The sequence below is a fragment of the Actinoplanes sp. G11-F43 genome (genome assembly GCF_050589265.1).
Taxonomy (GTDB): Bacteria; Actinomycetota; Actinomycetes; order Mycobacteriales; family Micromonosporaceae; genus Actinoplanes.
Window position 1 is genome coordinate 232568 of record NZ_JBNZCE010000017.1, and the last position, 22302, is coordinate 254869.

The window sequence follows — 22302 nt, forward strand, 5'->3', positions numbered from 1 at the left end:
AGGGTCCGTTGCGTTTGGGGGGTGCCGCTGATCCCGTACAAGTGAATATGTTTATGATCTTGCCGCGTGATCCACAGAAAACTGTCCATAGTGACAGCGACGGGATTGATCGCGGCCTCCGCCTTTCTCGGCGCCACCCCCGCGCACGCCGACGAGCCCGTTCCTGAGACCGAACCGCCCGTGGTGGAACTGGTCCTCGACGTCAGCGGCTCGATGAGGACCGCCGACATCGACGGCACGACCCGGATGGCGGTCGCCAAACAGGCCTTCAACGCGGTCGTCGACGCCCTGCCGGAGACCACACAGCTCGGCATCCGGGTGCTCGGTGCCACCTACGGCGGCGACAACAAGAAGCAGGGCTGCCGGGACACCCAGCAGATCGTCAAGGTCGGCCAGGTCAACCCGGTGGCGGCCAAGAACGCCATCGCCACCCTGAAACCGACCGGGTTCACCCCGATCGGCCTGGCCCTGCGCTCGGCCGCCAAGGACCTGGAAGGCACCGGCTCGGCCCGCCGCATCGTCCTGATCACCGACGGCGAGGACACCTGCACCCCGCCGGACCCCTGCGACGTGGCCCGGGAACTGGCCGCCCAGGGCACCGACCTGGTCGTCGACACACTCGGTCTGGCCCCCGACGAGAAGACCCGCAAGCAGCTGGTCTGCATCTCGCAGGCGACCGGCGGCACCTACGCCGCGGCGCAGAGCGAGGAGGAGCTGACCGACCGGATCAAGCAGCTGGTGGACCGGGCCGCGGTCCCGCCGCCGGTCACCCCGGCCACCGTCGAGGGTGCGAAGGACTGCGCCACCGCGCCGCTGCTGGCCGCCGGTGTCTACACCGACCGGGAGCTGATCGGCGAGCACCGGTTCTACCGGGTGGCCGTGGACGCCGGCAGCGAACTGCGGGCCAGCGTCAGCATCGCGCTGGACCGGCCGCTCAACCGGGACTACGGGGTGCTCGTCAAAGCGGCCACCGTGGACGGCCGGGAGCTGGTCCGCGGCCTGGACGCGGGCAGCGGCCGCGCCGACGTGATCTCGGCGGGTCTGCGCTGGTCCGGTGACGAGGAGCCGGCCCTGGCCGCCACCTCGGACATCTGCCTGGTGGTGAGCAACTCGTTCGCCTCGTCGACCGCGGCCGGCGCCCCCGGCATGCCGGTCGAGCTGAGCATCGACCTGGTGCCGGCTTCGCAGAGCCCGGACGCGCCCGGTCTGGGCCGCGGCTGGCTGCTGCTGTTCGTGCTGGCGATCGCCGGCCTGGTCGCCGGTGTGCTGGCCGGCTGGCTGACCCGCTGGTGGGTCGCCACCTGGAGGGAGAACTGATCATGCGGAAGCTCCTCCTCACCCCGGCCGTCCTCGGCCTGGTTCTTCTGGCCACTCCCGCCTACGCCGCCGAGCCGACCGGCGGGCCCACCCCGTTGCAGAGCATCACCTCGGCCGGCACGTCGTTCCTGACCGCCGTGGCGATCACCCCGGAACAGCAGGTCAAGGTCGACGCGGTGACCGGTGACTACCTGTACTGGCAGTTCCCGGCCACCGCCGGGCAGCGGCCGGAGGTGACGATCGACGTCGCCCTGCCGCAGTCCGGCCGCAGCGGCGACCACTCGTGGACCGTGGAGGTCTTCGACGGCCTGCGCCGCCGCCAGGCGTGTGTCGGCGGCGAGCAGAGCCCGGTCGCCGCCACCACCGACACCGCGATCACGCTGGGCTGCCGGCTGCGGCAGGTCCGCTCGTGGGCCGAACCGTGGGACGGCGACCCGCTGCCCGGCACCTACTACGTGCGCCTGTCCAGCACCGAACTGCCGGAGAAGGACCTCGGCCTGCCGCTGGAGGTGTCCCTGGCCCTGCAGTCCCCGACCGGCGACACCGGCGCCGACCAGGGTGAGCTGGCCTCGCCGCTGGTGCCGAACAACCGGCCGGGCAAGCTGCTGACCGCACCCGAGACGACGACCGTCGAGGAGGAGGCGGAGGAGTCCGTCTTCGACTTCTCGATGGACTGGCTCCCGGACTTCTCGTCCCGCTGGGTGTGGACGGTGACCGGCGGCATCCTCGCCGCGATCACCGGCCTGATCGGCTTCTCCTGGACCCGCCGCCGCCGGGTCTGACGGGTGGATGCCCGGGCCGGCCGGCCCGGGCATCACCTCACAACCGGTCGAGCTGGGTGACGATCATCGCGACGGCGAAGAAGCCGTAGAAGCCGATCGCGACGAGGAGGCCGCCCAGGCGCCAGCCGCGTAGTTTGATCGGGGCCGGGAGGTCCCGGGTGTTCAGGCGGACCAGCAGGATCGAGTAGAGCAGGGTGACCACCGAGGCCGCGCAGGTGGAGACGATCAGCAGGCCGAGCGGCTGGGTGAATCCGGCCAGCAGGATGGCCGAGCCGAGCACGATCTCGATCCAGACCACCAGCAGGTAGAGGCGGGACTCGGTCCAGCGGGTGGAGGTCTGCAGATAGTTGCGGCGCAGGAAGTCCGAGGCGACCCGGCCGATGATGTCCAGCAGGCCCATCGCCGCCGCCCACAGGGATACCGCCGCGACCGCCAGGAACAGCAGTTTCAGCCATTCGCCGACCTCGGCGGCGAAGATGTCGCCCTGGATGCGCAGGAACGACGGGTCGTTCTTGAGGTCGTCGCGGCCGAACAGGGTCTCGTAGGCGAGCAGGCTCATCACGCCGATCGTCACGAAGCAGACCGCCACGAACGTGACCAGGTGTTCGGCGTTGGCCCGTTTCCACCACAGGTTCCAGCGGCTCAGTGAGGTCTCGTCGAGCGGGAACGTGTACCGGTCGGCGCCGGCCGCCTCCTCCTGGCCGGTGATCGGGGAGATCAGGCGGGGTACGTGCGCGCCCATGCCGTACCGCTTGTCCCGGATCCAGTTGCTCAGGACCAGATTGTGTACGCCCCCGGCCCCGGCCGCCCCGATCGCACTGAGCAGCATGGTGAACGTGATGCCGGCCGGGATCTGCCCGAACTCGGTGACGGTGGCCTTGGCGCCCTCGCCCCAGGTGCTCAGCGAGATGACGAAGACGACCACGACGGCGAGGAAGAACAGGGTCAGCGCGACCTTGACCGTCTCCACCCGTTCCACCGTCTTGTAGATGACCTTGGAGAAGGTGAGGAAGACGCCGATCGCGGCGAGCACCGCCACCGTGATCCAGGTGGCGTCGCCTCCGCCGACCAGGTAGGTGAAGACGGCCGATCCGCTGGTCGCCCAGCCGGGCCAGACGTACTGGAAGGCCCCGGCCAGGCAGATGATGATGCCCCAGCCCTTCCACCAGCGGGAGAACCCGGCGACCACGGTCTGGCCGGTGGCCAGCGTGTACCGCTCGATCTCCATGTTGATGACGAACTGCACGGCCAGGGTGGTGAAGGCCAGCCAGAGCAGGCCGAGTCCGCCGAGCGCGGTCAGGTACGGCCAGAGGATGATCTCGCCGGCCGCCATGCCGATGCCGACGGCGACGACGCCGGGCCCGACCATGCGGCGTAGTGAGGGGGGTTCGGGGAGTTCACGGGTGGTGGTCTCGGTCAGCATTGTCGCGCTCCAGGAGATGGGAGAGGTGAAGCAACATCCGCGCGATATCGGGGGTACGTCCGGTGAACAGCTCGAACGCCGCGGCGGCCTGGTAGGCGCACATCGCGGCGCCGCCGATCGCCCGTAGTCCGGCGGCCCGGGCGGCGAGCAGCAGCTCCGTGTCGACGGGCATGTAGACGATGTCGGCGACCCACAGGCCACGGTGGAGCAGCTCTGCGGGCAGCGGGATGCCGGGGTGGTGGCGCATGCCGATCGGGCTGGTGTTGACCAGGCCGTCGGCGGTTCTCAACGAGGTGATCTGCACCGTGGAGGAGGCGCCCAGGCGGGCGGCCAGCGCGGTTCCCCGGGCACGATCGGGGTCCACGATGGTCAGACTGGTGACGCCGAGCTCACGCAGCGCGTGGCCGCAGGCGGCTCCGGCACCGCCCGCGCCCAGCATCACCACGTGGCCGGTGGCGGCGCCGGGCAGGCCGGTCCGGAACGACTCGGCGAACCCGAGGGCGTCGGTGTTGTGGCCGTGCCGCCGCCCGTCCCGGAAGATCACGGTGTTGACCGCGCCGATCTCCCGGGCCTGTGGGGACAGCTCGTCGAGATGCTTGATGACCTGCTGTTTGAAGGGATGGGTGATGTTCAGCCCGGCGAATCCGGCGCTCTCCGCCCGGTCCAGGCAGCGTTCCAGGTCCGCCGGGGTGTCCACGTCGAACAACTCGTAGCTGAGCCCGAGGTGGTGGTGGCTCCCCTCGGCCTCGTGCAGTGCCGGTGACAGCGACGCGCCGATCCCGGTCCCGATCAACCCGCATCGACACGCTGCCATCATCGAACTCCTTGCTAATGTACGAACTGGTACGTTAGTTATGAGGTGTGACGGCGGACACTGTCAAGGCCCACGGCAGACTGGCGTTCATGACGCAGGAACGGCAGCGCGACGCCGAACGCACCCGCACCGAACTCCTCGACGTGGCCACCGAGGAGTTCGCCGAGCGGGGTTACAGCGGCGCCCGGGTCGACGAGATCGCCGCACGCACCCGCACCACGAAACGGATGATCTACTACTACTTCGGCGGTAAGGAGCAGCTCTATCTGGCGGTTCTGGAGCGGGCGTACGCGGAGATCCGGGCCGCCGAGCGCACCGCCGACGTCGACCACCTCGATCCCCCGGCGGCCGTCCGCAGGCTCGCCGAGGTCACCTTCGACCACCACGAGGCGCACCCCGCGTTCATCAAGCTCGTCGGGGTGGAGAACGCCCAGCACGCCAAGCACATGACCCACGTGGCCCGGCTCGTCGACCTGAACAGCTCCGCCGTCGACCTGCTCCGCGGTGTCCTCGACCGCGGGGTGCGCGACGGGGTGTTCCGCGACGACGTCGACGCCCTCGACGTCCACATGATGATCAGCTCGTTCTGCTTCTTCCGCGTCGCCAACCGCCACACCTGGAGCGCCCTCTTCGACCGGGACCCGCTCGATCCGGAGCGCCGGGGGCACTACCGGACCATGCTCGGCGATCTGGTGACCGGCTACCTGCGAAAGTGAGGCCCCATGCGCCGGTCGATCGCCACCGTCTGTGTCTCCGGCACCCTCGACGACAAGCTGACCGCGGCCGCGGCGGCCGGGTTCGACGGCATCGAACTCTTCGAGAACGATCTCGTGGTGTCGCCGTGGTCCCCGGCGGAGGTCCGGTCCCGGTGCGCTGATCTCGGCCTGAGCATCGATCTCTACCAGCCGTTCCGGGATCTGGACTCCAAGATAGACGGACATTTCCAGAAAAATCTGGAACGGGCCGCACGCAAGTTCGACGTGATGGCGCGACTAGGGGTGGACACGGTGCTGGTGTGCTCCTCAGTGGCCCCGGACGCGGTGGACGACGACGATCTCGCCGCCGCCCAGCTCTCCGCCCTGGCCGATCGGGCGGCCGGCCACGGCATGCGGATCGCCTACGAGGCCCTGGCCTGGGGCCGGCACGTGTCGACGTGGGACCACTCGTGGGAGATCGTGCGCCGCGCCGACCACCCGGCACTCGGCCTCTGCCTGGACTCCTTCCATGTGCTGTCCCGCGAGGTCAGCCCCGCCGGGATCGCCGGCATCACCCCCGGCAAGATCTTCTTCCTGCAGCTCGCCGACGCGCCCCACCTGCGGATGGACGTCCTGCAGTGGAGCCGGCACCACCGGCTCTTCCCCGGTCAGGGCGCCTTCGATCTGCCCGGCTTCGTGGATCTGGTGCTCGCCGCGGGCTACCCCGGCCCGCTCTCCCTGGAGGTCTTCAACGACGTCTTCCGGCAGGCCGACCCCACCCGGACCGCGGTCGACGCCATGCGGTCCCTGGTCGCCCTTGAAGATCAACTGCCGATTGCGCCGTACGGCTCCAGCCGCCCCGCCCTCCGCTCACTCCCGCCCGCACCGGCGCTGACCGGGCACGCCTTCACCGAGTTCGCCGTCGACGGCCGCTCCGGTCCCGAGCTGCGGGCCGTCCTGCGTGGTCTCCGGTTCACCCACACCGGCCAGCACCGCACCAAACCGGTGGAGCTCTGGGAGCAGGGCTCCTGCCGCGTCATCCTGAACAGCGCGGTGACCGGCCCCGGTCCGGCCGCCGTCAGCGCTTTCGCGGTCACCTCCACCGACCCGGAGCTCTCCCTGGCCCGGGCCGGTGCCCTGCGCGCCCCGGCACACCCCAACGTCCGCGAACCGGGCGAGGCGGAACTGGCCGCGATCACCGCCCCGGACGGCACCCAGATCTTCGTCACCGCCCCCGGTGACCCGTGGCGAGCGGACTTCCTGCCCACCGGCGCACCACCGGCCGACGCGACGGCGACCGGCGCGCTGCCGACCGGGAGCGGCACGCCCGGCGCCGGGCTGCTCCACGTCGATCATCTCGGCCTGGCCCAGCCGTTCGACCACTTCGACGAGGCCGGGCTCTTCTACCACTCGGTGCTCGGGCTGGACCATCTCGCCGCCGAGGAGTACGCCGCCCCGTTCGGGCTGATGCGCTCCCGGGCGCTGGCCGACCCGGCCCGTACCGTCCGGGTCGCTCTGACCGTGGCCCTGCTGCGCCGCGGCGAGTGGGCGCCCGCGGTCGCCGACCCGCAGCACGTCGCGTTCGCCACCGCCGACATCGTGGCCACCGCCGCCGCCCTGGACCTGCCCCGGCTACCGGTCCCGGACAACTACTACGACGACCTGGCCGCCCGGTTCGCCCTGGACGGCGAGTTCACGGCGACGCTGCGCGCGCACGGCATCCTCTACGACCGCGACGCCACCGGCGGTGAGCTGCTGCACCTCTACACTCCGGTGATCGGCGGCCGGGTGTTCTTCGAGATCGTCGAACGCCGCCACGGCTACGACCGTTTCGGCGAACCCAACGCCCCGGTCCGGATGGCGGCCCAGCGCCACCGCCGCCTCACGGCGCCGGCCGGCGTGCGGCCGGACCGCGGTTCCACCACAGGGACAGGGTGACCGCGGCGGACACCAGCAGGGTGCCGAGCAGCAGGAACCAGACGCTGATCTCGACGTTCTGCTTGGTGAGGCCGAACTCGCGGGGCAGGTCGGCGAGCACGTCGGTGAGCTGTTCGGCGTCCTCGGCCTTGAAGTAGCGGCCGCCGGTCAGGTCGGCGACCTGGGTCAGCGCCTCCTCGTCGATCTCCCGGTTGCCACCCCGGCCGCCGCCGAAGCCCCCGAAGCCGCCGCCGAAGCCGTTGCCCCGGCCGAAGGAGTCGCCGCCGACCTGGTCGGCGGTGCACACCATCTGCTGCGGGTCGGTGGTGCCGAAGCCGATCGTGTAGACCCGCAGGCGGCGGGCGGCGGCCTGTTCGGCGGCGGTGACCGGATCGACGCCCGTGGTGTTGGAGCCGTCGGTGAGCACCACGATGGTGTCCGGCTGGTAGTCGACCGGGGTGCCGTCGGTGGCCGGCGCGGGCAGTTCGACGCCGGTGCCGGCCACCTCCGGGTTGATCTCGGCGATGGCGTCGATCGAGGTGAGGATGGACTGGCCGATGGCCGTACCGCGGGCGGTCTTGAGGCTTTCGATCGCCTCCAGCAGCGGCGCCTTCTCCTCGGTCGGCGGGACCAGCAGGCCGGCGATGCCGGAGAAGGCGACCAGCCCGATCCGGGTGTCCCCCTCCTGCGCCTCGACGAACTCGCGGGCCGCCTCGGAGGCGACGGCCAGCCGGTTGGGGGCGATGTCGATGTTGCACATCGAGCCGGAGACGTCGATGGCCAGCAGGATGGTGGTGTCGTTGGAGGGGACCGCCACCGACGCCTGCGGGCGGGCGATGCCGCCGGCCAGGGCGAGCAGCCCGGCCAGGAAGAGGGCGACCGGGACACGCCGGCGCCAGGCGGTCCGGCCGGGCAGGGCGGCCCGGATCAGCGCGACGCTGGACACGGTGACCGCGGACCGTTTCCGCCGACGGTTGAGCCACCAGCGGGCGGTCAGCAGCAGCGGTACGGCCAGCAGCGCGAGTAGTGCCCACGGCCAGCTCAGCGACATCAGAGGATCCTTCCGTGCCAGCGCGTGCCGAGCAGCCCGCCGAGGGTGAGGAGCAGCAGGGCGACCGCGGCGAACCCGGCGGTCAGCTCGATCGGCTCCTTCTCGGTGGTCAGCCGCAGGTCGATGGACTTGGTGCTGTTCACCAGGGCGGCGGCGTCACCGGCCTGCTGGTAGGCCCCACCGGTCACCTGCGCCACCGAGGTCAGCAGCGTCTCGTCCAGCCGGGTGCCGAGCTGGAAGCCGTCCACCTCGACGGTGGCGCCCTTGGCGGTGCCGACGCCGACGGTCTGGATGCGCACTCCGGCGGCGGCGGCGAGTTCGGCGGCGGCCGGCACGTCGGGCCCGCCGGTCTCCTCGCCGTCGGAGAAGACCACGATCGTCGCCGACGGCCAGTAGCCGAGGTCCGGTGGCGCGGTGGCGCCGCTCTCCGCCGACGGCAGGCTGACCGGTTTGCCGGTGATGGTGCCGAGCGCGACCAGGATGGCCTGCCCGAGTGAGGTGCCACCGCTGGGCGTGACCCGGCCGATGGCGGCGATCGCGGCCGGGTGGTCGTCGGTCGGCGCCTGGGTGAGCAGCGCCTGGTCGCCGAAGACCAGCACACCGACGTCGACGGAGTCCGGCTGGTCCTCGACGAACGCGGTGGCGGCCTCCTGGGCGGCGGCCAGCCGGGTCGGCGCCACGTCGTCGGCGGACATGCTGTTGGAGATGTCGAAGGCGAGCAGCACGGTTCCGGCGGCCCGGGGCACCGCCACCTCGGCCTGCGGCCGGGCCAGGCCCACCAGCATCACCGGGAGGGCGGCGAGGAGCAGGGCGTACGACAGGTGCTTGCGCACGCCACCACCGGTCAGGGACTGGAATCCGGCCGCCCGCAGAGCGGCGGAACGTCGTTTCTGCAGGGCCACGTAGCCGGCCACGGCCGCCGCGCCGAGCAGCACGGCGACGGCGATGACGGCCGGGTAGAGGAAGGTCACCGGCGCCTCCGTCCGGAGCGGCGGACCATGTCGACCAGGGTGGCGAGCATGTCCTGGTCGGTGGTGATCCGGTGGGCGTCGACGCCGGCTCTGCGCATGCCCGCGGCCAGTTCGTCCTCGCGGGCGCCGACCTGCTCGGTGAGGCGGGCCCGCAGCAGTGGGTCACTGGTGTCGACGAGCAGTTGCTCACCGGTCTCGGCGTCCTCGACCAGGATCAGGCCCAGGTCGGGCAGGTCCAGTTCGGACGGGTCGACGACGCGGATGACGACGACCTCGTGCCGGTGGGTGAGCCGGGCGAGCGGCCGGTCCCAGCCGGGGTCGCCGATGAAGTCGGACATCACGAAGACGAGGCTGCGCCGGCGGTTCGTGGTGGTGGCGGCGAGTTGGAGCATGGCAGTCAGATCAGTAACCTTGTCCGACTTTTTCGGTGTAAAAGATGAAGTCAGATCTCGCGCGATCCGCAAGATCTGATCCCGCCCGGTCCGGGGCGGGATCACCCGATGCGTCTGATTGTCGAACAGGATCGCCCCCACCCGGTTCCCGCCCTGGGAGATCAGCCGGGAGATGGCGACGGCCAGCTCCGCCGCCGTCGACTCCTTGCCCGCCCCGCCACCGAAGCGCATCGACGCCGACCGGTCGATCACCATCCAGGCGGTCATCTCCCGGTCCTCGGTGAACTGCCTGACGAACGGCTCGTCGAGACGCGCCGTGACGTTCCAGTCGATGTGCCGGACGTCGTCCTCCGGCGTATACGCCCGCAGGTCGGTGAAGTCGAGACCGGCACCGTGCCAGACGGTCCGGTACGAGCCCTGCAGACGCCCGTCGAGACGGCGCCCCAGTCTCCACTCCAGACGCCGCAGCAGCCGGTCGGGGGCGGTGGTCATCTAGCGGCCCCGGCCGGCGGGCTCCGGGAACGTCAGGTTCGCCAGGATCTTCGCGATGATCAGGTCAGCGGTCACCTCGTCGGACAGCGCCTCGTAGGAGAGCACCAGGCGATGCCGCAGCACGTCCATCGCCAGGTCGGCGAGGTCCTCGGGCACCACGTACTCACGGCCGCGGATGTACGCCAGGGCCCGCCCGGCGAGCACCAGGCTGATCGACGAGCGTGGGCTGGCGCCGAAGGTGACGTATTTCGCGAGGTCGGTCAGGCCCACCCGGGACGGGTCGCGGGTGGCGTGCGCGAGGTTGACCGCGTACTCGATCAGAGAGGGGTCGACGTAGACCCGGTCCACCTCCTCCTGGAGGCCGGCCAGGGTCTGCGGGTCGATGATCCGCTGGATCGCGGCGGTCCGGGCGAGCGCCCGCTCGACCACCACGAACTCCTCGGTCGCCGTCGGGTAGCCGACCACCACCTTCATCATGAACCGGTCGACCTGGGCCTCGGGCAGCGGATAGACGCCCTCGTTCTCGATCGGGTTCTGGGTGGCCATCACCAGGAAGGGGGTCGGCAGCTGGTGGGTCTCCCGGCCGATGGTGACCTGGCGTTCCTGCATGGTCTCCAGCAGCGCGCTCTGCACCTTGGCCGGCGCCCGGTTGATCTCGTCGGCCAGCAGCAGGTTGGTGAAGACCGGGCCGAGCTGGACCTGGAACTCGGCCTTCTGCTGGTTGTAGACGCGGGTGCCGACGATGTCCGCGGGCACCAGGTCGGGGGTGAACTGCACCCGGTGGAAGTCGCCGCCGATCGCCTCGGCCAGGGACTTCACCGCCAGGGTCTTGGCCAGGCCGGGCACCCCCTCGACCAGGATGTGCCCGCGGGCCAGCAGCGCCACGATCAGCCGTTCCAGCAGGACGTCCTGGCCGACGATGGTCTTCTTGACCTCGTACAGCACCTTCTCGATCGGGCCGGCGGCGGAGGACGGGGCGTCGGTCCAGCTCATGTAATCAGTCGCTTTCTCTCTCTGGGGGGCGCTCACAGAGGCGGGGACTGGCCGTCGCCCTCGCCGCCGCCGAGCGCCGCGCCGATCGGGACGGCGAAGCCGATGCCGATGAAGGTGCCCGCGCCGCTCGGGTTGGCCAGCGCGATGACGATGCCGACGACCTGGCCCTGATCGTTGATCAGCGGGCCGCCGGAGTTGCCCGGGTTGACCGCGGCGTCGAACTGGATGAGGCCCTCGATCTTCTCGCCGCCGCGCTCACCGTTCATCTCGCGCTCCAGGCCGGAGACGACCCCGCTGGAGGTGCTGAAGGTCAGGCCGAGCGGGTTGCCGATGGCCACCACGTCGTCGCCGACCGCGGTGCCGCCGCCGAGCACGGCCGGGACCAACGTCTCCGGCAGCTGTCGCGGGGTGAGGGTGGCGATGTCCTGCGAGGGGTCGGCGCTGGCGATCTCGGCGGTGGAGCGGGTGCCGTCCGCGTAGACCAGGCGGATCGTCTCGGCGCCGTCGACGACGTGGTTGGCGGTGAGGATGGTGCCGTCGGCGTTGGCGATCACGCCGGTGCCGGTGCCGGCCTCCAGCCGGTTCTGCGAGTCGTGGCCGGTGGTCTGGATCAGCACCACCGACGGGGTGAGCGCCTGGTAGACCTCGGCCACGGTGAGTGGCGCGTCCGAGGCGGACGGCGCGGGCGCCGGAGTGGCCGCGGCGGGGGTCTCGCCGTCGCCGCCACCGCGGACGGCCACCAGCGCGGTGATCGCCACCGCCCAGATCAGAACCGCACCGATGAGAACCTTGCGGCGCAGCTCAGGGGTGTTCCACCGCCTTTTCGGCTCCTCCGGAACGGGCTCCGGCGTCTCCGCCCCGTCCGGGCGGAGCACCGTCATCACGGCACGACCGCCACACTCTGCATCCATCGACCCTAGAAGCGATTTCTAGGAATTGCCCATGAGAGTTCTGACCGTTTCCGGGACGCGAATTCCTCCATTACCTGCAAAACGACTCAAACCGAGGTGGCTCTTAATGTCTTCTTAGAAGCCAGGGGTGTCCCGGCGGGGACACCCCTGGCGAAGGGTCAGCTGGTGACCGGCTCGCCCGGCACCACGAACAGTGGCTTCCACGGATCGTCCGGGCTGATCGGATACTCCGTCGACGGCGCGTCACCGGTGCTGGACCAGCGGGCCTCGTACGGCAGATCGTTGAAGAGCACCCGGTCACCGCGGCCGTAGACGGTCTTCGGGTTCCACTCGGTCTTCACGCCGGTGACCGTCGGGCTGGGTGACGGCGCCACATCCGTCTTGCTGACCGGCCCGATCACCGACCAGGGGGCGGGCGTGCCGGAGTCGGCGGCAGCCGACGGGTCGACACCCGAGTTGGCCCACTTGGCCTCGTAGACCACCCCGCGCCAGACCACCTTGTAGCCGCGGGTGTACTGCGCGGTGAGCCGCCACACCGGGTAGGGGCTCTTCGCCGGGTCGTCGGTGATCGACGAGCGCTCCGGGATGGTCACCGCCTGCCGGGCCGACTCGCCGACCGAGCCGCCGGGCAGGTCCATGAACACCTTGGAGAAGGCCAGCGCCTCCTGGGAGACGCCACTGCACGTGTTGGAGTGCACCACCACGTTGGTGAAGGTGCCGGTGCACTGCGCGTCCCGGTTCAGCGACCACATCGACACCCGGCCCAGGCCCTTGTCGATGGCGTAGGTGGCCAGCCCCTTGGCGTCCTCGACGGTGAACCGTTCGGCGTCCACGTCGTTCTGCCCGATCATCGGGGTGGCGCCCATCCGCGACCACACCTGCGGGGCGGTCAACTGCACGCCGAGCTGCAGGTAGAGGTCGGAGAGCTGCTTGTGGGTGGACTCCAGGGCGTCCTGGGCCAGCTCCAGCATGTCCGGGTTCGTGCTGCCGGCCGAGCCGCCGTAGTCCATCGTCATCACGTTGACCCCGCGCAGCGAGACACCACCCTCCAGAGTGGTCCGGACGGCGGCCACCCCGTCGGCGGTCAGCCCGGTCGGCGCCACCGGCAGCGTCATCCACACGTCCAGCGGGCTGCCGGCCGCGGTCCGCTCGGCCTGGACGGTCTTGAGCGCGGCCGCCCGCCGCTCCAGCGAGCCCTTGTCGGCCACCGCGGTGCCCTCGATGTCCAGATCCAGGGTGGTCAGGGAATAACGGCGGACCAGTTGCCGGTACGCGTCGGTCAGGCGCGCCTGGTCGGTGCAGGTGACCGCCAGCTCGTTGTTGATCAGCCCGCCGACACTCAGCATGATGTCGCCGCCGGCCGCCCGCAGCTGCTCGATCCGCCGGTCCAGTTCCAGCGAGGCGGCCGCCTCGTCCGGGGTGTAGGCCCCGCCCCAGCTGGGCGCGCACCCGTCCTGCGGGTCGGCGACCACGAACGCCAGGGCCACGTCGTTGGCCGGGTTCATCGCCGGGTCCTGGAACTCGAAGGTGGGGGTGAGGGTGACGTCGACGTACGGCACCGCCCAGGACTTGGCGGTCGGGCCGGCCGTCTCCCGGTAGTGCACCACGGCCGCGGTGCCGCCGGCGCCGATCCCGGCCACCACCAGGATCAGGAAGCCCAGCCGGAGCCAGGACAGTCTCTGTGCCGGGCCGTCGGGCTCCTCCCAGTCCGGCTCGGGTTCCGGCCGCACCAACTGCTCGGTGGCGCTCTGCATGGATTGACCTCTCGTTCACGGGGTCTCGTCGGGACCAGTGATCGGCAGAGTCCCGGCGGGCTGTAGGCAACCCGGCGGAAACCTTCAAGCGACCGGGCGGCGCGGCCGATGGGCACGGTCACGGGCACCGGTGCGTCAGGCCGGGCCGGCGTCGCATCCTCCTGAGCGAGAGGCAACCCCCATGCAGCGCAAACCGGTGGACCAGCACCGGCCCGACTCCCCACGCCAGTGGGGTGCGGACCGGCGTACGGCCCCCCATCCGCTGGTCCCGCCGCCGGTCTCGGAGGGCCGGATCGCCCGCGGGCGGCTGGCGATCGTCCTGACCATCGCGGTCTGGGCGGCTTACATCGCGTACACGATCTTCGAGCAGTTCGTGGTCGGTAAGGCGCACAGTCCGAAGCTGGTCACCGAGGCGATCGTCTACATGCTGGTGGTCACCGCGCTGATGGGCTCGGCGATGGCCTACCTGATCACCCGGATCGGCTTCTTCTACCGCAGCCGGGGTCATCACCGGGCGCCCCGGATCGCGCTCGACCCGTTCCTGGCCGGGGCGACCCCGTCGGTGACCGTGCTGGTGCCGTCCTATCAGGAGGACGAGCGGGTGGTACGCACCACGCTGCTCTCCGCCGCCCTCCAGGAGTACCCCGGGTTGCGTGTCGTGCTGCTGATCGACGACCCGCAGAAGCCGAAGAACCGCGCCGCCCACCGGCTGCTCACCCAGGCGCGCGCCCTGCCCGGGGCGATCGAGGCCGAGCTGGCCGTGCCGTTCACCCGCGCGCAGGCCGCGTACGACCGCTTCGAATCGTCGCTCGCCGACCGGGCCACCCGCACCGCGACCGTGGACGACATGCGGGTGCTGGCCGCCGAGTACCAGGCCGCGGTCGGCTGGCTGTACGGCCTCGGCCACCGCCAGGAGATGGTCGACCACACCGACGTCTTCTTCGTCGAGCACATCGTCAACCGGCTGGCCGGCGACCTGGGCACCATCGCCGAGGCGCTCGACCGGGGCGCCGCCGAGCAGGCCGTCCTGCCGGTGGAGCGGCTGGTACAGCTCTACAAGCGGCTGATGGCGATCTTCGACGTGACGATGACCGGCTTCGAGCGCAAGCGGTACGTGTCGCTGTCCGGTGAGCCGAACAAGGCGATGAACCTGAACAGCTACATCGGCCTGATGGGTGGCAGCTACCAGGAGGTCAGCACCCCGATGGGGATCGCGCTGGTCTCCGCCGGGGCCGGCCGGGCCGAGCTCACCATCCCGAACCCGGACTACGTGCTCACCCTGGACGCCGACAGTGTGCTGCTGCCGGAGTACGCGCTGCGGCTGGTGCACCTGATGGAGCAGGGCGCGCACGCCCAGGACGCGGTGGCGCAGACGCCGTACAGCGCGTTCCCCGGCGCGGCCACCCGGCTGGAGCGGATCTCCGGCGCCACCACCGACATCCAGCACATCGTGCACCAGGGGATGACCCACTACGGCGCGACGTTCTGGGTGGGGGCGAACGCCGTACTGCGCAAGAAGGCCCTGGACGAGATCTGCGAGGTCGCCTACGAGGGTGACTGGGAGATCAAGCGCTACATCCAGGACCGGACTGTCATCGAGGACACCGAGTCCACCATCGACCTGGGGGTGCGGGGCTGGACGCTCTACAACTACCCGGAGCGGATGGCGTACAGCGCGACCCCGCCGGACTTCGGCTCGCTCGCCATCCAGCGGCAGCGCTGGGCCAACGGCGGCCTGCTCATCCTGTCCCGGCTCAAGGACCAGTTCCGGGCCAAGACGGCACGCGGCGACAAGAACCGGTTCGGTGAGTACTTCCTGCGGGTCAACTACATGGCGTCGATCTTCTGGAGCTCGATCTGCCTGGTGATCATGCTGGCGTACCCGTTCAACGCCGACCTGCTCAACCCGGTGCTGCTGCTGGTGTCGGTGCCGTACTTCATGATGATGGCGGCCGACCTGAAGTACGTCGGCTACAAGCGGATGGACATCCTGCGGATCTACGGTTTCAACCTGATCCTGCTGCCGGTCAACCTGTCCGGCAGTTTCGCCTCCATCCTGCAGCTGCTGACCGGCGAGAAGAGCCAGTTCAAACGCACGCCCAAGGTACGCGACCGGACCACCGCCGCGACCACGTACCTGCTGGCGCCCCTCGCCCTGATCGCGCTCTGTGCCTACACCGCGGTCCGGGACGTGCAGCTCGGCCAGTGGGCCAACCTGATCTTCGCGGTGATCAACCTGGTGCTCGCCTCGTACGCGATGATCGCCTTCGTGGGTCTCGGCAACACCGTCGTCGACCTCTTCACCCACCTGCGCGGCTGGCTCTACCGTCCGGTGCAGCCGAAGAAGAGGGCCCGTGGCGCCACCACGCCGGCCGCCACCCGCACGGCCGCCGCCGGGCACGCCGAGGGCCACGCGACGGCCCCGGCCGGCGCCATCGGCGACTGGGCGTCGGTGCTGCACTACGGCGCCGAGGGCAGCTCCCCCGGCATGATCGCGGTCCGGTCCTCGCAGGCCGCCGCGGCGAGCCGGCGGACCGGCCCGAACCGGCTCGCCCCGTCCCACTCGTTCGAGGAGTACAACTTCTTCACCGTCTTCCAGCCGATCTTCGAGCTGGGCTCCGGTGAGGTGGTCGGCTACGAGGCGCTGACCCGGTTCGCCGACGGCAGCACCCCGGAGCGGGGCCTCGCCGACGCCCGCGAGCAGGGCCGGCACATCGACCTGGACGCCGCGCTGGTCCGGGCCGCGATGGCCTCGGCCGAGTCGCTGCCGGAGGGCACCTGGCTGTCGGTGAACGTCTCGGCCGGCCTGTTGCGCCGGCCCCGGGAGCTGGAGGCGCTGCTCGCCGAGAGCAACCGGCCGATCGTCCTGGAGGTCGACGACGCCGACCCGGCCGACGTGGCGGCACTCCCGCCCGGGGTGCGGATCGCGGTCGACGACGCCGGGGCCGGATACGACAGCCTGGCCCGGATGGAGTCGCTGAAACCGGCGTTCCTCAAGCTGGGCCGGGAGTCGCTGACCGGGATCGAGAACGAGGGCGCCCGCCGCGCCTCGATCCGGTCGCTCGTCGAGTTCTCCCGCGAGCACGGGTGCGTCGTGATCGCCGAGGGCATCGAGTCGGCGCCGCAGCGGGACGCGCTGGCGGCCTGTGGCGTGCCGCTGGGTCAGGGTTTCTATCTGGGCCGGCCGGTCCCGGTGGAGCGGGCCCTGGCCGACGCACGCCGGTAGTTCACATCCAAAAGGGGGGCCTCCGTCCGGAGGCCCCCCTTTTGTGATGCTTGCGATCAGCCGCGCGAGATGCGGGTCATCTCCTCGCGGTCGACGACCTTGACCCGGTTGCGGCCGTGCGGCTCGCCGAGCGCGATCTCGAACGCGTCCAGCAGCTGCCAGCCGGCCCAGGTGGTGATCGGCAGGCCGCGCTGCTCCAGGTAGGTCACCACGGCGCCCTGGTCGTCGCCCTCCGGGGCGACCGGCAGCCGGCCCTGCGCCTGGTCCTCGATCAGGCTGGCGACGGTCTCGCCGGAGCAGCCCTTGGTGTGGCCGATCAGGCCGACCGGGCCGCGCTTGATCCAGCCGGCGACGTAGGTGCCGGGGATGTGCTCGCCGTCCAGGTCGATGACCCGGCCGGCGGCGTGCGGGATGGTGCCGGTCTTGGTGTCGAACGGCAGGTCCGGCAGGGCCGAGCTGAGGTAGCCGACCGCGCGGTACACGGCCTGCACGTCCCAGTCGGTGAACTCGCCGGTGCCGCGCACCCAGCCGTCACCGGTCAGCTCCTGCGTCTCGGTGCGCAGGCCGACCACCTTGCCGTCCTCGCCGAGCACCTCGACCGGGGCCTGCAGGAAATACAGGTGGAGACGGCGCGGCCGGTCCCGCGGGTCGCGGACCGCCCAGTTCTGCAGGATGTCGACACACATCTTGATGTGCCGGGTGTCGCGCATCGCCTGGAGGCTGGCCTCGTCGAACTCGATGCCCTCCGGGTGGACGATCACCTCGACGTTCGGCGAGTGGTCCAGCTCGCGCAGCTCCTGCGGGGTGAACTTGACCTGGCCGGGGCCGCGGCGGGAGAACATGTGCACGTCGGTGACCGGGCTGGACTTCAGGGCCTGGTAGACGTTGTCCGGGATCTCGGTGACCAGCAGCTCGTCGGCGGTCTTGGCGAGGATCCGGGCCACGTCGATCGCGACGTTGCCGGCGCCGATGACGGCGACCTCCTTGGCCTCCAGCGGCCAGTCGCGCGGCACGTCCGGGTGGCCGTTGAACCAGGAGGCGAAGTCGGCGCCACCGAAGCTGCCCTGCAGGTCGATGCCCGGGATGTCGAGCGAGCGGTCCTTCTCGGCGCCGGTGGAGATCACCGTGGCGTCGTAGAAGCGGTTCAGCTCCTCCGGCTTGACGTCCTCGCCGTAGGAGACGTTGCCGATGAACCGGATCCGCGGGTTGTCCAGGATCCGGAAGAGCGCCTTGACGATCTCCTTGATCCGGGGGTGGTCGGGGGCCACGCCGTAGCGGATCAGGCCGTAGGGCGTCGGCAGCTTGTCGAAGATGTCGACGGTGACCGTCTCCGAATTTTTGATGAGGTGATCAGCGGCGTAGATACCGGCTGGACCGGCACCGATGACAGCAACCCGCAGGGGGCGGTTCATGGTCGCTTCCTATCTCGTCGCATTCGAATCCGTCAGCCATGATCGAGCGCAGGCCGAAGCGACAATAAAACCTCAACCTAGGTTCAGATCAAAGCCACCTCAGCCGCCAAGTCTCGCAAACCGGACTTAGGGCACCCTTAGGAACCACCGTGAGCTGGGAAGACACGGGTTTTTGTGGCCCCCGTCTCCCCCGTCCGAGCGACGCCCCGGATCCCGGCACGTAGGAAGGGCAGAGGGACCCGGCGGCGGGCGCCCGTTTGCGCGTCGATGGGTAAACGTCGATTCGATGCTGGGCTTGCGCCCCGGTCCGGGCCGCAGACTGAATGACCGTTCAGGTCACCTTCCGGTAGCGCCACCTTTCGGCTGCAAGGAGCCCCCGATGACCGGCACCGCCGCTCCCCTCCGCCGTCTCCTGACCTCCGTCGCGCTCACCCTCGCCGTCATCCTCGGCCCGGCCTCGGCCGCGCACGCCGCCACCGCCGCCCAGAAGGCCGCGGCCCTCGCCTCGTTCACCCAGACCACGGCCGGCTCGTACCAGAAGTGGAACGCGGCCCGGCAGAATAGGGACGAGTGGGCGGACTACCGCTTCGACTGGGGCACCGACCACTGCTCGGCCAGCCCGGACCGGCCACTCGGCTTCGACTTCCGGCTCTCCTGCCACCGGCACGACTTCGGGTACCGCAACCACAAGGCGGCCGGCGTCTTCACCGCGGCCGCCAAGGACCGGATCGACGACGCTTTCCACGCCGACCTGAAACGGGTGTGCGCCACCTACTCGGCTGCCGTCCGCCCGGCCTGCCTCACCCTGGCCTGGATCTACTACCGGGCCGTGTCGATCTTCGGCTCGACCGCCCCGGTCGACCAGTCCGACGTGGACGCCGCCGCCGACCTGATGCTCTAGCCCCGGACACACCCGCCCCGCCCCGCGACGCCCAGCGCGCGTCCAGCGCGGCACGGCGCGCGTCCAGCGCGGGGTGGCGCGCGTCCAGCGCGGGACGGCGCGGGACGGCGCGGGGTGGCGCGGCGCGGGACAGCGCGGCGCGGGACAGCGCGGGACAGCGCGGCGTCCGGGGCGGCGTCCGGCGCGGTCACTTCTGTGTGGTCATTTCCGGTGCGATCCGCACCGGAAATGGCCACGCGGTTTCGGTGACCACCGGATTCGCCCGGCGGTCGCCGGGCGGTCCGGAGTGCCGGCCGCCTCGCGCGGACGACATCCAGCGACCCGATCGTCGTGGAGCCGCCGGGCGTACTCCCCCTGGGGTTGGAAACGACGCGAGGCCGGCGGAAGACCGCCGGCCTCGCGTGTCGCATGATCAGCAGTACAGGTTGTTACCGGGGGTGACGCCGAGGATTCCGGCGAAGCGGTGGTACGCGTCGACCCGGCTCTGCACCTGGGCCGGGTTGCCGCCGTTGCACTCCAGGGCGCCGTTGATGCTGCGGATGGTCTCGCCGAAGCCGCGGCCGTTGACGATGGCGTCGTGCGGGGTCATCGTGCCGGGGCCGCGCTGGGTCATCCAGTACCAGACGGCGGTCTGGTAGGCCACCGACGCCTCGTTCTTGACCCGGTCCGGGTTGTTGAGCAGGTCGATGCCGAGGGCGTCACCGGCCGCCTTGTAGTTGAAGTTCCAGCTCAGCTGGATCGGGCCGCGACCGTGGTAGGCGCTCTGGCCGGCCGGGCAGCCGTAGGGCTGGTTGCGGTCGCAGTAGAGCGGCCAGTTCGCCTGGTTCAGCTCCTCGACGTAGCGCAGGCCGCCGGACTCGTGGTTGATGTTGGCGAGGAAGGCCGCGGCCTCCTGCTTCTTCACCGTGTCACTGCCGGTGGTGGTGAACGCCGGGAACTTCTTGATCGCGTCGATCAGGCCGGCGTACGAGTAGAACGCGATCCGGTTCGGGAACATCTGACTGAACTGCGACTCGCTCACCGGGAAGCCGCCGTTGTCGCCGGGCGGCGGGGTGGTGCCACCGCCGGAGCAGGTGTACGGCGACCAGTACCAGGTGCTGATCACCGGGTCGTAGCCCGGGTTCTCGTGGGTGGCCCGGTAGTACTGGCCGTTGGTGTACCGCACGATCGAGCCGGCCGGGTAGAACTGCCCGGCCACCCAGTTCGGGTGGTTGCAGGTGGGTGCCGGGTTGGTGCCGCCGCCACCGCCGCAGGCACCGTTGTCGGCCCACACTCCGGAGCCGCCGGTGCTGGGCGCCTCACCCTGGGTCCACCACTTGGCGGTCCAGTTGCGGCCGTTGTGGGAGGCCCGCTGTCCCCCGGTGTAGACGGCCGACCCGCTGTACGCGGCGACGCATGCCTCCGCCGCGCTGGACGGGCTCATGGGCAGGATCGCCGCGGCCGCGCCGGCCACCGCGACGCCGATCGTGGCCAGGATCGACACAAGCCGTTTTCTGGGCATGCTTCACCTTCCGTACATCAGTGAGGATAGGTACATCGACTCAACTAGATGCGCGGACTCGGCGTCAAGCCGTTCTGTTAAGAAAGTTCAAAAATTATGTCCGCGAACAAGCGATCGACAGCTGACCGGGAAAGCCGTATGTTAGGCGCGATTCGGGGTCCGGCAGGACTATGACGTGGGGAGTCTCCGCAGTGCACGACCGGAGAGGCGAGCGATCGAGCCGGCTGCGCATCGGCGGTTGGCTCGCACCGGGCGACGACCCCGCCACCAGCCGTCCCGGCCCATCCGGCCGCCCCACCCGAGCCCTGCCACCCGCACCCGAACGTCCCGTCGGTGCCGCTCACACCGGAACCGGCGACGACCCCCTGATCGGCCGGCACCGCGCCGGACGCCGCTGGTGGCGACTCGCGGCCGCGGCCGCCGCGGGCACCGTCGCGGTGATCGCCGCAGTGCAGACCGCCGGCGGCGACCCGCCCACCACCACACCGGCCGCCGCACCCGGCCCCGCCTGGACCACCGCCCCGTCCTGGGAACCACCGCCCACCCAGGCCACCATCTCACTGCAGCCGTCCAGCCCCAGCCCCAGCCCGTCGTCCGCGGCCGTCACGAGCCCCGCGCCGGCCACCACCACACCGAAACCGCAGCCACCCGCCGCCCCGGTGAAACCGTCACTGTCCCTGACCGCCGGCTCGGTCCCGTCGACCGTCGACCTGAGCGCCGAAGGCACCCGCGACTGGGTGCACTTCGGCCTGCGCGACGCCACCTCGATCAACCGCAGCGACGACGGCAACGCGATCGAGGACCTGGGCACCGTCGGCGGCCGGGGCCGCTACGACAACAACCCGCAGGTGTTCACCTGGACCGGCGGCAGCCCCACCGGATCCGCCACCCGCACCCCCACCGGCGTCTACGCCTGCGGCGAGGGCTCCGGCTTCACCCTGCGCGTCCCGGCCGGTCCCGCCACCCGGACCCTGCGCCTGTACGCCGGCGTGTGGATGGCCGCCGGCCGCCTCACCACCAGCCTGAACGGCCTCACCCAGACCCGCACCCTGGAGAACCGCGAGGCGATCAGCACCAACCGGTTCGAGATCCGCTACCGCGCACCGGCCGGCAGCAGACTCACCCTGACCTGGACCGCCACCGAGTCCTACCACCCCACCTGCGGCAACGTCGACATGCAGGCCGCCACCCTCAGCTGAGCGTGCCCAGCAACGCCTCGTAGTGGTCCTTCATCGCCGGGTGGTAGTCGTCGAACGCCGGACGTGGTGACCCGTCGCGGGAGGCGGCCAGCATGTCCAGGTAGTACTCCCAGCCCGGCCCGATCTCCCCGATCCCGCCGGTGCTGTCCAGATGGTGGATGAAACTGAGCTCGGTACCACCCCCGGACTCCACCAGCAGGATCTCGGTCCGCCAGCTCCCCGCCTCGTCCTCCGACGTCAACGCCAGCCGGGTGGGTGGCTCACACGCGTCGATCCGCAGGTCCATCCAGGGCGTGCCGTCCTCGTACGCCATCTGGACCTTGATCGTCCGCCCCACCCCGGCGTCCCCCTCCCACCCACCGAACCACCGGGCGGTCCGATCGGACTCGGTCACACTGCCCCAGACGTCGTCCGGAGACGCCGCGAACGTACGGGTCAGGACCAGGTCGTACCCCACAGCGGTCTTCACGATGCGCCCGTTCGGTTCGCCAGTCATGCCGCCCACTCCCGTCACCAGGCCGGGCCGAGCGCCCGGACACCAGGCGATCGTC

18 protein-coding genes are annotated in these 22302 nt (G+C 70.7%); 7 read left to right on the forward strand and 11 right to left on the reverse strand.

The window, feature by feature from the left end:
• Positions 1-66 precede the first annotated feature (66 nt).
• A complete protein-coding gene (locus tag ACQ0O7_RS19840) occupies positions 67-1317 on the forward strand; it encodes a VWA domain-containing protein (protein ID WP_430783617.1) in 1251 nt (416 codons plus the stop codon).
• Positions 1318-1319: 2 nt separating this feature from the next.
• On the forward strand, positions 1320-2099 hold the full coding sequence (locus tag ACQ0O7_RS19845; protein WP_430783618.1) for a peptidase: 780 nt from the start codon (positions 1320-1322) through the stop codon (positions 2097-2099).
• A 37-nt stretch (positions 2100-2136) separates the two neighbouring features.
• Here ACQ0O7_RS19845 and ACQ0O7_RS19850 read toward each other — a convergent pair whose 3' ends face one another.
• Both ACQ0O7_RS19850 and ACQ0O7_RS19855 read right to left on the reverse strand, forming a co-directional pair.
• Complete coding sequence (locus ACQ0O7_RS19850; RefSeq protein WP_430783619.1) at positions 2137-3522, reverse strand: Nramp family divalent metal transporter; 1386 nt, start codon at positions 3520-3522, stop codon at positions 2137-2139.
• The gene (locus ACQ0O7_RS19855) at positions 3497-4336 is read right to left on the reverse strand and encodes a shikimate dehydrogenase (protein WP_430783620.1); all 840 of its coding nucleotides are present in this window, start codon (positions 4334-4336) and stop codon (positions 3497-3499) included. The genes ACQ0O7_RS19850 and ACQ0O7_RS19855 overlap by 26 nt, the downstream gene beginning before the upstream one ends.
• Before the next feature lie 89 nt (positions 4337-4425).
• On the opposite strand from ACQ0O7_RS19855, the gene ACQ0O7_RS19860 reads away from it, so the two are divergent.
• Together ACQ0O7_RS19860 and ACQ0O7_RS19865 are read left to right on the forward strand one after the other, a co-directional pair.
• Complete coding sequence (locus ACQ0O7_RS19860) at positions 4426-5052, forward strand: TetR family transcriptional regulator (protein ID WP_430783621.1); 627 nt, start codon at positions 4426-4428, stop codon at positions 5050-5052.
• 6 nt (positions 5053-5058) lie between these two features.
• On the forward strand, positions 5059-6969 hold the full coding sequence (locus ACQ0O7_RS19865; RefSeq protein ID WP_430783622.1) for a bifunctional sugar phosphate isomerase/epimerase/4-hydroxyphenylpyruvate dioxygenase family protein: 1911 nt from the start codon (positions 5059-5061) through the stop codon (positions 6967-6969).
• On the opposite strand, the gene ACQ0O7_RS19870 is transcribed toward ACQ0O7_RS19865, so the two are convergent.
• From ACQ0O7_RS19870 to ACQ0O7_RS19895, 6 genes are all read right to left on the reverse strand, one after another.
• On the reverse strand, positions 6914-7999 hold the full coding sequence (locus ACQ0O7_RS19870) for a VWA domain-containing protein (protein WP_430783623.1): 1086 nt from the start codon (positions 7997-7999) through the stop codon (positions 6914-6916). The genes ACQ0O7_RS19865 and ACQ0O7_RS19870 overlap by 56 nt on opposite strands.
• Positions 7999-8970 (reverse strand): VWA domain-containing protein, encoded by a 972-nt coding sequence (locus ACQ0O7_RS19875; RefSeq protein WP_430783624.1) that lies wholly within the window; start codon positions 8968-8970, stop codon positions 7999-8001. Before ACQ0O7_RS19875 ends, ACQ0O7_RS19870 begins: the two co-directional genes overlap by 1 nt.
• The gene (locus ACQ0O7_RS19880) at positions 8967-9854 is read right to left on the reverse strand and encodes a DUF58 domain-containing protein (protein ID WP_430783625.1); all 888 of its coding nucleotides are present in this window, start codon (positions 9852-9854) and stop codon (positions 8967-8969) included. The genes ACQ0O7_RS19875 and ACQ0O7_RS19880 overlap by 4 nt, the downstream gene beginning before the upstream one ends.
• Positions 9855-10847, reverse strand: coding sequence for an AAA family ATPase (locus tag ACQ0O7_RS19885; RefSeq protein ID WP_430783626.1), 993 nt, complete (start codon positions 10845-10847; stop codon positions 9855-9857). It lies immediately after the preceding gene.
• Positions 10848-10879: 32 nt separating this feature from the next.
• The gene (locus tag ACQ0O7_RS19890; RefSeq protein ID WP_430783627.1) at positions 10880-11728 is read right to left on the reverse strand and encodes a S1C family serine protease; all 849 of its coding nucleotides are present in this window, start codon (positions 11726-11728) and stop codon (positions 10880-10882) included.
• A gap of 188 nt (positions 11729-11916) precedes the next feature.
• Positions 11917-13512, reverse strand: a complete 1596-nt coding sequence (locus tag ACQ0O7_RS19895; RefSeq protein ID WP_430783628.1) for a chitinase — start codon at positions 13510-13512, stop codon at positions 11917-11919.
• Positions 13513-13693: 181 nt separating this feature from the next.
• On the opposite strand from ACQ0O7_RS19895, the gene ACQ0O7_RS19900 reads away from it, so the two are divergent.
• Positions 13694-16738, forward strand: a complete 3045-nt coding sequence (locus ACQ0O7_RS19900) for an EAL domain-containing protein (protein WP_430783629.1) — start codon at positions 13694-13696, stop codon at positions 16736-16738.
• A gap of 56 nt (positions 16739-16794) precedes the next feature.
• Here ACQ0O7_RS19900 and ACQ0O7_RS19905 read toward each other — a convergent pair whose 3' ends face one another.
• A complete protein-coding gene (locus ACQ0O7_RS19905; protein WP_430783630.1) occupies positions 16795-18150 on the reverse strand; it encodes an FAD-dependent oxidoreductase in 1356 nt (451 codons plus the stop codon).
• 379 nt (positions 18151-18529) lie between these two features.
• On the opposite strand from ACQ0O7_RS19905, the gene ACQ0O7_RS19910 reads away from it, so the two are divergent.
• Positions 18530-19051 carry a phospholipase gene (locus ACQ0O7_RS19910; protein WP_430783631.1) on the forward strand — a complete coding sequence of 174 codons (522 nt, stop codon included), beginning with the start codon at positions 18530-18532 and terminating at the stop codon, positions 19049-19051.
• Between the two features lie 412 nt (positions 19052-19463).
• Here ACQ0O7_RS19910 and ACQ0O7_RS19915 read toward each other — a convergent pair whose 3' ends face one another.
• On the reverse strand, positions 19464-20552 hold the full coding sequence (locus tag ACQ0O7_RS19915; protein WP_430783632.1) for a glycoside hydrolase family 19 protein: 1089 nt from the start codon (positions 20550-20552) through the stop codon (positions 19464-19466).
• A 191-nt stretch (positions 20553-20743) separates the two neighbouring features.
• On the opposite strand from ACQ0O7_RS19915, the gene ACQ0O7_RS19920 reads away from it, so the two are divergent.
• Positions 20744-21751, forward strand: coding sequence for a hypothetical protein (locus ACQ0O7_RS19920; RefSeq protein WP_430783633.1), 1008 nt, complete (start codon positions 20744-20746; stop codon positions 21749-21751).
• Here the strand turns inward: ACQ0O7_RS19920 and ACQ0O7_RS19925 are convergent.
• The gene (locus tag ACQ0O7_RS19925) at positions 21744-22247 is read right to left on the reverse strand and encodes an SRPBCC family protein (RefSeq protein WP_430783634.1); all 504 of its coding nucleotides are present in this window, start codon (positions 22245-22247) and stop codon (positions 21744-21746) included. The two genes, ACQ0O7_RS19920 and ACQ0O7_RS19925, sit on opposite strands and share 8 nt — an antisense overlap.
• Between the last annotated feature and the right edge of the window lie 55 nt (positions 22248-22302).

Coding starts and splice junctions, on each gene's coding strand:
- ACQ0O7_RS19845 (WP_430783618.1), top strand. CDS start 1,320: ATGCGGAAGCTCCTCCTCACCCCGGCCGTCCTCGGCCTGGTTCTTCTG.
- ACQ0O7_RS19850 (WP_430783619.1), bottom strand. CDS start 3,522: ATGCTGACCGAGACCACCACCCGTGAACTCCCCGAACCCCCCTCACTA.
- ACQ0O7_RS19855 (WP_430783620.1), bottom strand. CDS start 4,336: ATGGCAGCGTGTCGATGCGGGTTGATCGGGACCGGGATCGGCGCGTCG.
- ACQ0O7_RS19860 (WP_430783621.1), top strand. CDS start 4,426: ATGACGCAGGAACGGCAGCGCGACGCCGAACGCACCCGCACCGAACTC.
- ACQ0O7_RS19865 (WP_430783622.1), top strand. CDS start 5,059: ATGCGCCGGTCGATCGCCACCGTCTGTGTCTCCGGCACCCTCGACGAC.
- ACQ0O7_RS19870 (WP_430783623.1), bottom strand. CDS start 7,999: ATGTCGCTGAGCTGGCCGTGGGCACTACTCGCGCTGCTGGCCGTACCG.
- ACQ0O7_RS19880 (WP_430783625.1), bottom strand. CDS start 9,854: ATGACCACCGCCCCCGACCGGCTGCTGCGGCGTCTGGAGTGGAGACTG.
- ACQ0O7_RS19885 (WP_430783626.1), bottom strand. CDS start 10,847: ATGAGCTGGACCGACGCCCCGTCCTCCGCCGCCGGCCCGATCGAGAAG.
- ACQ0O7_RS19890 (WP_430783627.1), bottom strand. CDS start 11,728: ATGACGGTGCTCCGCCCGGACGGGGCGGAGACGCCGGAGCCCGTTCCG.
- ACQ0O7_RS19895 (WP_430783628.1), bottom strand. CDS start 13,512: ATGCAGAGCGCCACCGAGCAGTTGGTGCGGCCGGAACCCGAGCCGGAC.
- ACQ0O7_RS19900 (WP_430783629.1), top strand. CDS start 13,694: ATGCAGCGCAAACCGGTGGACCAGCACCGGCCCGACTCCCCACGCCAG.
- ACQ0O7_RS19905 (WP_430783630.1), bottom strand. CDS start 18,150: ATGAACCGCCCCCTGCGGGTTGCTGTCATCGGTGCCGGTCCAGCCGGT.
- ACQ0O7_RS19910 (WP_430783631.1), top strand. CDS start 18,530: ATGACCGGCACCGCCGCTCCCCTCCGCCGTCTCCTGACCTCCGTCGCG.
- ACQ0O7_RS19915 (WP_430783632.1), bottom strand. CDS start 20,552: ATGCCCAGAAAACGGCTTGTGTCGATCCTGGCCACGATCGGCGTCGCG.
- ACQ0O7_RS19925 (WP_430783634.1), bottom strand. CDS start 22,247: ATGACTGGCGAACCGAACGGGCGCATCGTGAAGACCGCTGTGGGGTAC.